This window comes from Mesonia hippocampi, from assembly GCF_014197445.1.
GTDB classification, from domain to species: Bacteria; Bacteroidota; Bacteroidia; order Flavobacteriales; family Flavobacteriaceae; genus Mesonia; species Mesonia hippocampi.
Genome location: NZ_JACIFO010000002.1, coordinates 168,562 through 181,728 on the forward strand (window position 1 = coordinate 168,562; position 13,167 = coordinate 181,728).

General features: G+C 36.6%; 12 protein-coding genes. 6 read left to right on the forward strand and 6 right to left on the reverse strand.

Annotation, left to right across the window (positions count from 1 at the left end):
- The first annotated feature begins 5 nt into the window (after nt 1–5).
- Nucleotides 6–3,161 (forward strand): efflux RND transporter permease subunit, encoded by a 3,156-nt coding sequence (locus tag GGR32_RS02930; protein WP_183476220.1) that lies wholly within the window; start codon nt 6–8, stop codon nt 3,159–3,161.
- A 3-nt stretch (nt 3,162–3,164) separates the two neighbouring features.
- Nucleotides 3,165–4,565 carry an efflux transporter outer membrane subunit gene (locus tag GGR32_RS02935; RefSeq protein WP_183476223.1) on the forward strand — a complete coding sequence of 467 codons (1,401 nt, stop codon included), beginning with the start codon at nt 3,165–3,167 and terminating at the stop codon, nt 4,563–4,565.
- A gap of 49 nt (nt 4,566–4,614) precedes the next feature.
- Here GGR32_RS02935 and GGR32_RS02940 read toward each other — a convergent pair whose 3' ends face one another.
- Entirely contained in the window at nt 4,615–5,094 is a 480-nt protein-coding gene (locus tag GGR32_RS02940) for a CYTH domain-containing protein (RefSeq protein WP_183476226.1), read from the reverse strand.
- A 97-nt stretch (nt 5,095–5,191) separates the two neighbouring features.
- On the opposite strand from GGR32_RS02940, the gene dinB reads away from it, so the two are divergent.
- Nucleotides 5,192–6,283, forward strand: coding sequence for a DNA polymerase IV (gene dinB / locus GGR32_RS02945; protein WP_183476229.1), 1,092 nt, complete (start codon nt 5,192–5,194; stop codon nt 6,281–6,283).
- A gap of 272 nt (nt 6,284–6,555) precedes the next feature.
- Here the strand turns inward: dinB and pyk are convergent, their stop codons facing one another.
- The 5 genes from pyk to GGR32_RS02970 all read right to left on the reverse strand — a co-directional run bounded on the left by pyk (nt 6,556) and on the right by GGR32_RS02970 (nt 10,808).
- Nucleotides 6,556–7,986: a pyruvate kinase gene (gene pyk, locus GGR32_RS02950; RefSeq protein WP_183476232.1), complete on the reverse strand. Its 1,431-nt coding sequence runs from the start codon at nt 7,984–7,986 to the stop codon at nt 6,556–6,558.
- The gene (locus tag GGR32_RS02955; protein ID WP_183476235.1) at nt 7,987–8,475 is read right to left on the reverse strand and encodes an IPExxxVDY family protein; all 489 of its coding nucleotides are present in this window, start codon (nt 8,473–8,475) and stop codon (nt 7,987–7,989) included.
- A gap of 78 nt (nt 8,476–8,553) precedes the next feature.
- Nucleotides 8,554–9,294: a ribonuclease III gene (gene rnc, locus GGR32_RS02960; protein ID WP_183476237.1), complete on the reverse strand. Its 741-nt coding sequence runs from the start codon at nt 9,292–9,294 to the stop codon at nt 8,554–8,556.
- Between the two features lie 15 nt (nt 9,295–9,309).
- A complete protein-coding gene (gene fabF, locus GGR32_RS02965; RefSeq protein WP_183476240.1) occupies nt 9,310–10,563 on the reverse strand; it encodes a beta-ketoacyl-ACP synthase II in 1,254 nt (417 codons plus the stop codon).
- Between the two features lie 11 nt (nt 10,564–10,574).
- On the reverse strand, nt 10,575–10,808 hold the full coding sequence (locus GGR32_RS02970) for an acyl carrier protein (RefSeq protein WP_183476243.1): 234 nt from the start codon (nt 10,806–10,808) through the stop codon (nt 10,575–10,577).
- A 147-nt stretch (nt 10,809–10,955) separates the two neighbouring features.
- Here GGR32_RS02970 and purN point away from each other — a divergent pair, with 147 nt between their 5' ends.
- The 3 genes from purN (at nt 10,956) to GGR32_RS02985 (ending at nt 13,165) form a co-directional block, all read left to right on the forward strand.
- Nucleotides 10,956–11,540, forward strand: coding sequence for a phosphoribosylglycinamide formyltransferase (gene purN / locus GGR32_RS02975; RefSeq protein ID WP_183476246.1), 585 nt, complete (start codon nt 10,956–10,958; stop codon nt 11,538–11,540).
- Nucleotides 11,540–12,178 carry a ribonuclease H1 domain-containing protein gene (locus tag GGR32_RS02980; RefSeq protein ID WP_183476249.1) on the forward strand — a complete coding sequence of 213 codons (639 nt, stop codon included), beginning with the start codon at nt 11,540–11,542 and terminating at the stop codon, nt 12,176–12,178. Before purN ends, GGR32_RS02980 begins: the two co-directional genes overlap by 1 nt.
- 63 nt (nt 12,179–12,241) lie before the next feature.
- The gene (locus tag GGR32_RS02985; protein WP_183476251.1) at nt 12,242–13,165 is read left to right on the forward strand and encodes a PfkB family carbohydrate kinase; all 924 of its coding nucleotides are present in this window, start codon (nt 12,242–12,244) and stop codon (nt 13,163–13,165) included.
- Nucleotides 13,166–13,167: the final 2 nt, after the last annotated feature.

Genomic DNA, 13,167 nt, shown 5'->3' on the forward strand with positions numbered 1-13,167 from the left:
AATATATGTTTAATAAATTTATAGAAAGACCTGTATTATCTACCGTAATTTCAATTATCATTGTTATTCTGGGGATACTAGGACTTACGCAATTGCCCGTAACGCAATACCCAGATATTGCCCCGCCAACCGTTCAGGTAACTGCCACATATCCAGGAGCAAACGCCGAAACCATTCTTGAAAGTGTAATTATACCTATCGAAGAACAAATTAACGGGGTTGAAGGAATGACCTACATGACTTCTACCGCCAGTAACGATGGTAGTGCAACGATCCAAGTGTTTTTCGAGCAAAGCTACGACGCCGATATTGCAGCAGTAAACGTACAAAACAGGGTAGCTCGTGCCAATGCTCTGCTTCCTGCAGAAGTAATTAGAGCTGGGGTAATTACAGAAAAACAGCAAAACTCTGCCTTGATGTTTGCCTCGGTATACTCTGAAAACCCAGAGTATGATGACACCTTTATACAAAACTACATTAACATTAATGTAAAACCAGAGCTACAGCGTATTAATGGGATTGGAGCCGTTCAAGTTTTTGGAGGTAAAGATTATTCTATGCGTGTTTGGATCGACCCCGAAAAAATGGCAAACTATGGGCTTTCTACCAACGAAGTTGTTGCTGCAATTAACGAGCAAAGTTTAGAAGCTGCCTCGGGATCTTTAGGACAAAACGCAGGAGAAGCATTTGAATATGTTATTAAGTATTCAGGAAGATATAAAAACCCTGAGCAATACCAAAACATCATTATCAAAGCATTAGGAAACGGACAGTTTCTACGCCTAAAAGATGTTGCCAAAGTAGAAATGGGCGCTTTTTCTTACTCTACCGTTTCAAAATCTAAAGGAAATCCAGCATTAAGTTTTGGACTTTTCCAGACACCTGGCTCTAATGCCCAAGAAATTATAGAAGAAATTTATGTTACCCTAGACAGGCTTTCTGAAGATTTTCCAGAAGGGGTAGATTACATTATAAACTATGATACAAACAAGTTCTTAACAGCTTCTATCGATAAAGTTAAAACCACCCTTATCGAAGCTTTTTTACTGGTGTTCTTGGTGGTGTTTATTTTCTTACAAGATTTTAAATCTACCTTAATCCCTGCAATAGCAGTGCCCGTATCTATTATAGGAACCTTCTTTTTCTTAGGAGTTTTAGGGTATTCTGTAAACCTTTTAACGCTTTTCGCTCTTATCCTTGCTATTGGTATTGTGGTAGATGATGCCATTGTAGTTGTCGAGGCCATACATGCTAAACTAGAAGAAGGAGCAAATAGCGCCATGAAAGCCTCTAAAGATGCCATGAGTGAAATTAGTGGTGCCATTATTTCTATTACCTTAGTAATGGCTGCCGTTTTTATTCCAATTACTTTTATACAAGGACCTTCTGGAGTTTTTTATGAACAATTTGGTGTAACTTTAATTGTAGCTATTTTAATTTCTGCTATTAATGCCTTAACTTTAACTCCAGCACTTTGTGCTATCTTTTTAAAGCCACATTCATCACATGAGGAAGGAAAGAAAAAAGGTTTATTAAAACGTTTCTTTACCGCATTTAATACTGGTTTTAACGCTACCACAGCACGTTATACACAATCTCTAGGTTTCTTACTTAAGCACAAATGGCTAACCTTTGTTTTATTGGGAGCTTCTGCAGCAGCTATTTTCTATTTTAACAAAACAATTCCTACTGGTTTTGTACCTTCGGAAGATAGAGGAGTACTTTTTATCAATATAGAACTGCCTGCAGGTTCTTCTATGGATCGCTCTTTCCATGTTACCGAAAAATTATATGCCGCAGCTAAAGATATTCCTGGGGTAAACACCGCTACTTTAATTAGTGGAAGAAACTTTTTCTCTGGAGCAGGAAGCTCTTATGCAATGGGTTTCATTATTCTTGAAAATTGGGACAAAAGAGATACTGAAGCAACCTCTGTGAATGCTATCTTAGGGCAGCTATATGCAAAAGCTGCAATGATTCCTGAAGCAAATATTATTTTCTTCTCTCCTCCTAGTGTACCTGGTTTTGGTAGTGCCGATGGTTTTGAAATGAGAATTTTAGACCGAAATGCTCGTCCGTTAACAGAGCTAGATAAAACAGCTTCTGCTTTTGTTGGAGCCTTAAATCAGCGTCCAGAAATTGCTTATGCCTCAAACTCGTTTAGCACCAATTTCCCTCAATTACAATTAAATATAGACATCCCTAAGGCAAAAGAAGCTGGAGTTTCTGTAAGTAATATTCTTAGTACTTTACAAGGATATATCGGAGGGTTTTACGCCGCAGATTTCAGTAAGTTTGGTAAACAATACCGCGTTTTTGTGCAGTCGTTACCAGAAAACCGAATCGATAAAAACAGCCTTGACGGCATGTTTGTAAAAACACAAACAGGAGAAATGACACCCGTATCACAGTTTATTGAATTAGAACGTGTTTATGGACCTCAAACCGTAAATCGTTTTAACTTATTTAATTCTGTAACGGTAAACGGAGCTTCTGCTCCTGGATATAGCTCTGGAGACGCTATCAAGGCAATTAACAGCTTAGCAAAAGAACAACTTCCTACCGGTTATGAAGTTGCTTACTCTGGTATAACAAGAGAAGAAATTGCTTCGGGAGGGCAAGCAGGTATCATCTTTGCCTTAAGTATTATATTTGTATACTTCTTACTCGCAGCACAATACGAAAGCTATATTTTACCATTAGCCGTAATACTTTCGTTACCAGTAGGGGTTGCAGGAGCCTATTTTACCACCATGTTAGCTGGTTTAGAAAACAACATCTACTTCCAGATTGCATTAATTATGCTTATTGGTCTATTAGCCAAAAATGCTATTCTTATCGTTGAGTTTGCTATTCAACGTAGGCAACAAGGTTTAAGCATTTTAAATGCCGCCATAGATGGAGCTAAGGTTCGTTTGCGTCCTATTTTAATGACTTCCTTTGCTTTTATTTTAGGGCTATTGCCTTTAGTTCTTGCAAAAGGAGTGGGTGCAGAAGGAAACAACTCTATTGGTACGGGTGCTGCCGGCGGACTTGCTATCGGAACAATTTTAGGCGTTTTTATAATCCCTGTTTTGTATGCTATTTTCCAATGGATACAAGAAAAAATTACAGGAGAACCCGAGTTTGAAACAGAAACAACCACCACTCAAGAATCTTAATCTATGAAAACAAGAAGAATATATAGCCTCTTTATGCTAGTAAGTGTACCTTTTTTATTGGTGTCTTGCTTTGCCGCTAAAGAGTATGAACAACCCGATATTGTAGATGAAACTTACTTTAGAACCGATCAGATTTCTACAGACTCTACAAGTATTGCAGATGTTTCTTGGAAAGAAATATTTACAGATCCTCAATTAGTTTCATACATCGATAAAGGACTAAATAATAATATTGATATTAGGGTAGCCCTGCAGCAAATTATCGCTGCAGAAGCTTACTTTAAACAAGGTAAAGCAGGTTACTTTCCTACGTTAGGAGCCAATGCCAGTGTAACCCACCAAGAGTTGGCTAAAAACAGTCAATTTGGCTCGTTCTTTAATGGAAGTATCGACCAATATGAGCTTACAGGAAACCTTTCTTGGGAAGCTGATATCTGGGGAAAAATACGCAGCCAAAAAAGAGCTTTCCAGGCAAGTTATCTGCAAACTACCGCAGCACATCAAGCTGTAAAAACTCAACTTGTGGCGAATATTGCAGCCACATATTATCAGCTTTTAGCAGTAGATGAGCAAATAAAAATAACTCAAGAAACAATTGCAAACCGCCAGAACAGTGTAGAAACAACCAAAGCATTAAAAGATGCTGGTAATGTAACCGAAGTTGGTGTAAAGCAAACCGAAGCTCAACTTTATACGGCACAAGCTATTTTATTAGATTTAAAAAACCAGCAACATTTACTAGAAAACACCATTGCTATTTTGCTTGGCGAAGAACCTCATGCAATAGAAAGAGGAGAACTAAAAAATCAAGAGATTACTACCTCACTAAAAACAGGAGTTCCTATGCAATTACTTAGCAACCGTCCAGATGTAGTTGCTGCAGAATATCAATTACGCAATGCTTTTGAACTTACTAATGTTGCACGAAGCAGCTTTTATCCTTCGCTAACACTTACAGCAAGTGGAGGACTACAAAGTTTAGATTTAGGTGATTTATTTAATACCAACTCGCTTTTTGCCAATATTATTGGAGGGCTTACACAACCTATTTTTAACGGTAGAAAAATAAAAACCCAACACGAAGTTGCAAAAGCACAACAAGAGCAAGCAAGGTTACAATTCCGTAAAGCTTTCCTTACCGCTACAAAAGAAGTTTCTGATGCATTATTTGCCTACGAAACTGCAAGCGAAAAAATATTGGTAAAAGAAAAAGAATTTAACGCCTATAAACAAGCAACCAATTACTCTGAAGAGTTATTAAATTATGGCTTGGCTAACTATTTAGAGGTGTTAACCGCTAAAGAAAACTCCTTAAATTCTGAACTCGGTTTAATCGATGCTAAATTTAATCAGTTAAAAGCTACCATAGACTTATACAAAGCCGTTGGTGGTGGATGGAAATAAACCATAAAGCACATTACAAAAATAGCCTTGCAAAAAGCAAGGCTATTTTTTATTCTTTTCCCCATGTTTTAAAAGGTTTATTAACCAATGCTGCATTATAAAACCTAGCATCTCCTGTAACCTCTTTTCCTAACCAATCTGGATAAACAGGTTGCTCTTTTTCTGAAGAAAGCTCTACCTCTGCGACTACCAAACCATTGTTATCTCCAAAAAACTCATCTACTTCATACAAGAAATCTGCTACTTGTACTAAGTAACGTCTTTTTTGTATTTTTCCTGGCTCACATAACTTTAAAAGTTCTTTTGCATCGGTAATCGCAATAGGTTTTTCCCACTCAAAACGACTTAATCCATCTTCAGAAGACTTCCCTTTTACCGTTATAAAAGCTTCATTTTCCTTTATCCTAACACGTACCGAACGCGCTGGGTGGCTATTTAAATAACCCTGCTCTATTATAAAAGAAGCATAAGCTTCCTTTTTATAAATTTCTGAAAGCACTAAAAATTTACGTTCTATCTCGTAGGCCATAACATTAACGTTTTATGCTGCAAATTTCTGCTTTTTAAAATTGTTGTCCCGAGAATAGTGATTAAAAAATTGAATAAATTTAACCTAAGTTTGCAGAATGAATATGGGCTTACAATCTCGAAAAATAATTCATATCGACATGGATGCATTTTTTGCTTCGGTAGAGCAATTGGACAATCCTGCTTTACGCGGAAAACCCATTGCTGTTGGCGGAAGCTCTAAACGAGGCGTAGTAAGTGCCGCCAGTTATGAAGCTCGAAAATTTGGTGTCCGCAGCGCGATGAGTTCCATTACGGCAAAAAAATTATGTTCTGAGCTTATTTTTGTTAAATCTCGTTTTGATAGGTATAAAGAAATTTCAAGAAAAATCAGGGCTATTTTTCTCGAATATACCGATTTAGTAGAACCTTTATCCTTAGACGAGGCCTACCTAGACGTTACCAAAAACAAAAAAGATATGGATAGCGCCAGCTCGATAGCCAAAGAAATTAGAGCAAGAATATATAAAGAAACGGGACTTACGGCATCGGCAGGAATTTCTATCAACAAATTTATTGCTAAAATTGCCAGCGATTACCATAAACCTAATGGACAAAAAACCGTTTCGCCCGACGAAGTCGAAGACTTTCTAGAACAATTAGAAATAAAAAAGTTTTACGGAGTAGGAAAAGTTACCACCCAAAAAATGTATAGCTTAGGAATTTTTACAGGTTATGATTTAAAACAAAAAAGCCTTGCCTTTTTAGAGAGAAATTTTGGGAAAAGTGGCGCTTATTATTACAATGCGGTAAGAGGAATTCACCATAGTGAAGTTAAACCTAACCGCATACGAAAATCGGTAGGTGCAGAACGTACTTTTGCAGAAAACATAACCTCTGAAGTCTATATGTTAGAAAAACTAACCCATATTGCAGAAGAGCTCGAATTGCGCTTAAAAAAAGGCAAAATTGCAGGAAAAACAATCACCCTAAAAATTAAGTACAGTACCTTTGCTACACAAACCCGAAGCAAAACCTTGGTTTACTTTATTGCTAGTAAAGATTTAATTTTAGAGAATGCCAAAGCATTACTTTATCAAGAAAAGCTTACCGACTCGGTGCGTTTATTAGGTATTTCCTTAAGCAATTTAAACACCGAAAAAGAAGAGAAAAAGCAACCCGAATATATCCAGTTAAGTTTTAAGTTTTAAAAGAATTTACTGCTTCCTAAATACCTTAACCGCTTTTTTTATCCCTAGAACAAGCCCTACGAGAAACTCCCTTAAAAACACCTGGTATACTTTCTATAAAATAATAAAAGTATGTTTTGTGCAAAACTTATCCAGAAGCCAAAGGAATAGTTAGCAGTACAAAAACTCTAAGCAAATGCTATAAGGAGATCTATTCAAGTTATTATAAAAGCCTATAAATTTAAAAAACATTTACAGGCTTTATATATACTGTTTTCAATAAAAAAACAGCTCTATTCTATCTCCGAAACACGTAATGTATTTACCATTCCTTTATTGCCAATAGGCATCGCTGCAAGGTTTACCACAAAATCTTTTGGGTCTAAAAAACCATGTTCTTTTGCAAACTGATTAACGTCATCTACCGTTTCATCTGTACTTACAAACTTATCGTAATAAAAAGCATTTACGCCCCATAATAAGCTCAACTGTGTTATTATTTTAGGGTTAGAACTAAAAGCTAGAATGTGAGCATCTGGCCTCCATGCCGAAATTTGAAATGCGGTATAACCACTATTGGTTAATGTACAAATAGCTTTAGCACTTATCTCGTTTGCTAAGTGTGCTGCATGGTAACAAATAGATTTTGTAATATAACGATTGGTACGTATGTGTGGGGGTTCTTGAGGAACTTTTATCAACTCAGAGTCTTCTACACTTTTAATAATATCAGACATCCGCTCGATAACTTGCACGGGGTATTTTCCCACCGAGGTTTCTCCACTTAACATTACGGCATCACTTCCGTCCATTACAGAGTTGGCTACATCGTTTACCTCTGCTCGGGTTGGCGTTAAACTAGAAATCATTGTTTCCATCATTTGGGTTGCAATAATTACCGGAATACGTGCTTGCTTAGCCCTGCGCACCAATTGCTTTTGGATAAGCGGAACCTCGTTAGCGGGTACTTCTACACCAAGGTCTCCACGTGCCACCATAAGTCCGTCGCATTGTGTAACAATAGCATCGATATTTTTAACGCCTTCTGGCTTTTCTATTTTGGCAATTATCGGAATTTTATGGTCACTATGCTCGTTAATAATGTCTTGCAGTTGCTTTAAATCTTCTGCATGGCGAACAAACGAAAGGGCAATCCAATCTACTTCTTGCGCAATAACAAACTCGGCATCTTTTTTATCCTTTTCGGTTAGTGCAGGTAAAGATATATCGGTATTGGGCAGGTTTACCCCTTTTCTAGAACGAAGCGGACCTCCCTGAATTACTTTAGCTTCAACCTCATCGATATTATTGGTTTTCACCACCTCAAAGATAAGCTTACCATCATCTAGCAAGATTCGTTCTGTTGGTTTTACATCTTTCGGGAAGTTTTTATAATTCATATAAACCCTATCGGCCGTTCCTTGAAACTCTTTTGTGGTAGAAAACACAATTCGGTCGTTTTTTGCAACCACAACGTCCTCTTTCATTGCACCTATCCTTAGTTTAGGGCCTTGTAAATCGGCTAAAATCCCTACGTTATAACGATAGGTTTCATTTAGCGATCTGATAATATTTATTTTTTCTTTTACATCTTCGTAATCAGCATGAGAGAAGTTTATTCTAAAAATATTCACTCCTTTTTCTATCATGGCTTTTATCGTGCTTTTTTGGCTAGTTGCAGGGCCTAATGTTGCTACGATTTTTGTTTTCTTTAATTGCTTCATTTAACTGAAAATTAAATTTTCTTTAGATTTTATATGGCTTTGGTCTATCTGGTACGCTGTGTTTATTAAAGGAATCTCTTTTATTTTTTCGATAAATTCCTGAATAGAGAAGCGTTCTGGAGGGTCTTCTATTTTTATAAAATAATCTACCTTTTTATACTCTGGTATCAATATACAATCTAAACTCTGCGTGATTTCTTCAAACAGAGATTGTGTAGTTACAGAAAGGTTTATGGTTTCTGTTTTAACTTTATTTCCTACTAAAAAATAATCGCAATTTTGCACTATATCATAATACGTAAATAAAGGGTAATATGCAAGTATTTCATCTCTTTGTTCATCTACATCATCTGTTCTATAAAAACTTGTACGCAGATGTTTATTAAGTACAAAAGCTATTTTATAGGCTTCAGCATGGCTATGTATAGCTAGTAGAAGGAAATTTTCCTCAAAAAAATCATCAAACAGAATGTGCTTTTTAGCGGACATCTACAATTTTATTTTTGTATAAAAATACTGTTTGTATACCGAATGCTAATGCTATACAATGTTAAATGTTCTTGAAGATTATTGGGTAGGTTTTATTTTGGTTTGTAATGCAAAATAAGCTCTTTTAGAGGCTTTTTCTTCTGCTTTTTTCTTTGAAGTAGCTCTTGCTTTTGCGATTACTTTTTCATCTATTCTTAACTTAACCGCATAATGTTTTTGTTCGTCTTTTCCGGTGTCTTCATAAACTTCATAATCAAAATCGTGCTTCTCTTTTTGGCACCATTCTATCAGTAGGCTTTTGTAGCTTATTATTTTGCCTTCTAGTTGCTCTATATCAATATAGGGGTCTATTACACTTTCGTGAATAAAACGCTTGCAATAAACAAACCCTCTATCTAAATAAATTGCGCCTACTAAGGCTTCAAATAGGTTTCCATAGATATTATCTCCAAACTGCTCTTTAGGGATGTTTGTTTTTACAAACTCGATTAGGTGTAAGTCTTTTCCTAATTCGTTGAGGTGCTTTCTGCTTACTATTTTAGAGCGCATTTTTGTTAAATAGCCTTCGTTACCCCCTGGAGCTTCATCAAACAAAAAGCTTGCAATAACTGCGCCTAGCATGGCGTCTCCCAGAAATTCTAAGCGCTCATAATTAAGCGCATTTCCTTTTTCATCTTTTTTATTTAGCGATCTGTGTGTAAAAGCACGCTGGTAATGTGCGATATCTTTAGGCTTAAAACCTATAATTTTATGTATTGCTGAAAAAAAATTCTCGCCCTTAGCAGAACGAGAATTTAGTATTTTTTGGATTACATTCATCTTAGAATGTGAAATTTACTCTTTCAATTTTTTAAATAAGAGACATGCATTATGTCCTCCAAACCCAAATGTATTGCTCATAGCTACATTTACTTCTCGTTCTTGAGCTTTATTTAGGGTAAGATTCAATGACGCGTCAATATTTTCATCTACAACCTCATGATTTATTGTTGGAGGCACTACACCATTTTCCATAGAGAGAATAGAGGCAATTGCTTCTATTGCTCCTGCGGCACCTAGTAAGTGTCCTGTCATAGATTTTGTAGAGTTGATATTAATACTTTTAGCATGCTCACCAAACACTTCGCCTATTGCTTTAAGCTCTGCAACATCTCCTAAAGGAGTTGATGTACCATGGGTATTAATGGCATCTACATCTTGAGGTTGAAGCCCTGCGTTTTGCAAGCAATTTTTCATTACAGCGATTACCCCTATCCCTTCTGGGTGTGGTGCGGTAATATGGTAAGCATCAGAAGACATCCCTCCGCCTACAAGCTCTGCATAAATTTTTGCTCCTCTTGCTTTTGCGTGTTCATACTCCTCTAAAACCAATGCTCCAGCACCTTCTCCTAAAACAAAACCATCGCGTGTAGCATCAAAAGGTCTTGATGCCGTTGCAGGCTCATCGTTACGGGTAGAGAGTGCGTGCATTGCATTAAACCCTCCCATACCTGCTTGGGTAATGGCTGCTTCGCTACCTCCTGAAATAATAACATCACTATAACCTAAACGGATATAGTTTAATGCATCTATCAAGGCATTTGCCGAAGAAGCACAAGCCGAAACTGTGGTATAGTTAGGTCCCATAAATCCATTTCTCATAGAGATATGCCCTGGAGCTATATCTGCTATCATTTTAGGGATAAAGAACGGGTTAAAACGAGGAGTTCCGTTTCCGTTTGCAAAATTTTTCACTTCTTCTTGAAAAGTTTCTAAACCTCCAATACCTGCTCCCCAAATAACTCCTACTCGTTGCTTATCTATTCGCTCTAAATCTAAGGCGGAATCTTTTATTGCTTCATCGGAAGCAACAATGGCATACTGAGAAAATTTATCTAGTTTACGAATTTCTTTTCGGTCAAAATAACTTTTAAAATCAAAGTTTTTAATCTCGCAAGCGAACTTCGTTTTGAAATTTTCTGTATCGAAATAGGTAATGGGTGCACCACCACTTTTACCGTTCACCAAGGCATTCCAATATTCTTCAATATTATTACCAATTGGTGTTAGTGCGCCTAAACCAGTAACTACTACTCGCTTTAACTCCATAGAATAACTAATTATTTAGCGTCTTCGATATAAGATATTGCTTGACCTACTGTTGCGATGTTTTCTGCTTGGTCATCTGGGATCTGAATATCAAATTCTTTTTCAAACTCCATAATTAATTCTACAGTGTCTAAAGAATCTGCTCCTAAATCGTTTGTGAAACTAGCGTCGTTAACTACTTCGTTCTCGTCAACGCCTAATTTATCAACGATAATTGCTTTTACTCTTGATGCAATGTCTGACATAATCTTAATGTTTTTAAATTTTGATTAAGTTGCAAAAATAAAAAACTTTAGTATAAAACAAGTTTTCTTCGTGAAAATATGGTTCCAATTTACATATTTTTGCCAAAAGTAACTATTTTTAACCTTCATAATTTGTAATTTTTAGTTTTGGACACCCAAATAGCACACCCTAAAAAACTCGTTATTTTCGCCTCAGGCACAGGAAGTAACGCCAAAAATATCATCGAATATTTTCAAAGCAACCCCAAGGTGGTTGTCTCTCATGTTTTTTCGAACAATCGTAGAGCAAAAGTACTTCAAACAGCATTAGACCTAGAAGTTACAGCCTTACATTTTGACAGAGAAAGCTTTTTTAACTCTAACGAGGTATTACGCATCTTAAAAGACATACAGCCCGATTTAATTATTCTTGCTGGTTTTTTATGGCTATTTCCCGAAAACATCATAGCGGCATTCCCGCAAAAAATAATTAACCTTCACCCCGCTTTATTACCCAAATATGGAGGAAAAGGAATGTATGGGCAGCATGTACACGAAGCCGTCTTAACTAATAAAGAGCAAGAAAGCGGCATCACCTTCCATTATGTAAACCAAGCTTATGATGAAGGAGAAATTATAGCCCAGTTTAAAACCTCGATAAGTGCCGATGACAATGTAGCAAGCTTAACGCAAAAAATAAGAAGCTTAGAACATAAACACTTCCCCGAAATAATCGAAAATTTACTCGCGTAATGGCGAAAACAAAAAAATACTATGTAGTTTGGAAAGGGCATAAACCTGGGGTTTACGACTCGTGGCAAGCCTGCAAAAAAAGCATAGACAAATATAAAGGTGCGCAATACAAATCTTTTCTTAGCCTTCAAGAAGCTAAAAAAGCTTTCGATAAAAGTTTTAACGATTACAAAAACAAGAACACAAAAACAACCTATACCACTGCAGCACAATTAGCTTTAATTAAAAAAGAAGTAAATTTCAACTCTATTGCTGTTGATGCTGCTTCTAGCGGAAACCCAGGTAAAATGGAATATCAAGGCGTAGACACCGCAAGTAAAAAAGTACTTTTTAAAATAGGCCCTTTTGAACAAGGCACAAACAATATCGGGGAGTTTCTTGCTTTGGTTCATGGGTTAGCTTTTCTTAAACAACACAACAGCAATCGTATTATTTACACCGATTCTAAAATTGCACAAGGTTGGGTGTCGAAAAAAAAATGCAATACAAAACTAGCCCCTAATGCTAAAAACAAAGAGCTTTTCGAGCTCATTTCCCGGGCAGAACACTGGTTAAAAACAAACACATACACCACCAACATTGTAAAATGGCAAACGAAACGATGGGGAGAAATCCCCGCAGATTTCGGAAGAAAATAAACAGATAGGCATCCTTTATATTTTTTCGATTCAACGTATATTTGCAGCAAATTGTTAACAATTATGAGTAAACTAGTTATTGTAGGTACAGTAGCCTTTGATGCTATCGAGACACCTTTTGGGAAAACCGATAAAATTCTTGGAGGAGCAGGAACATATATAGGCTTAGCCGCAAATAATTTTGATATAGACAGTAGCATTGTCTCTGTTGTAGGAGGAGATTTCCCTCAAGAATACATCAATATTTTAAAAGAAAGAAACATCAACCTCGACGGGCTCGAAATTATCCAAGAAGGCAAAACCTTCTTCTGGAGTGGGCGTTACCACAACGATATGAATTCTCGAGACACCCTAGATACTCAACTTAACGTGTTAGCAGACTTTCAACCCAAAGTACCTAATGCATATAAAAACGCCGAAGTGGTTATGCTAGGTAACCTACACCCACTTGTTCAACAAAGTGTTTTAGAACAAATGGAAAAACCTAAACTTGTTATTTTAGATACCATGAATTTCTGGATGGATAACACCTTAGAGGAATTAACCAAAGTAATAAGCCAAATAGATGTTATCACGATAAATGACGAAGAAGCTAGACAATTATCTGGAGAATACTCTTTAGTAAAAGCAGCTAGAAAAATAAATAAAATGGGGCCTGCTTACGTTGTTATTAAAAAAGGAGAACACGGAGCTTTACTTTTCCATAACGACCAAATGTTTTTTGCCCCAGCATTGCCGCTAGAGGATGTTTTTGACCCTACGGGAGCTGGAGATACTTTTGCAGGAGGCTTTGCGGGCTATTTAGCCAAAACAGGAGACTACTCCTTCGAGAACATGAAAAACGCCATTATATACGGCTCTAATTTAGCTTCTTTCTGTGTAGAAAAATTTGGCACCGAACGCATGCTTAATTTAGACCAAAAAGAAGTAGAAAAACGCTTAGAAACGTTTAAAGCCTTAACGCAATTTAATATCTCTTTAGCTTAGAA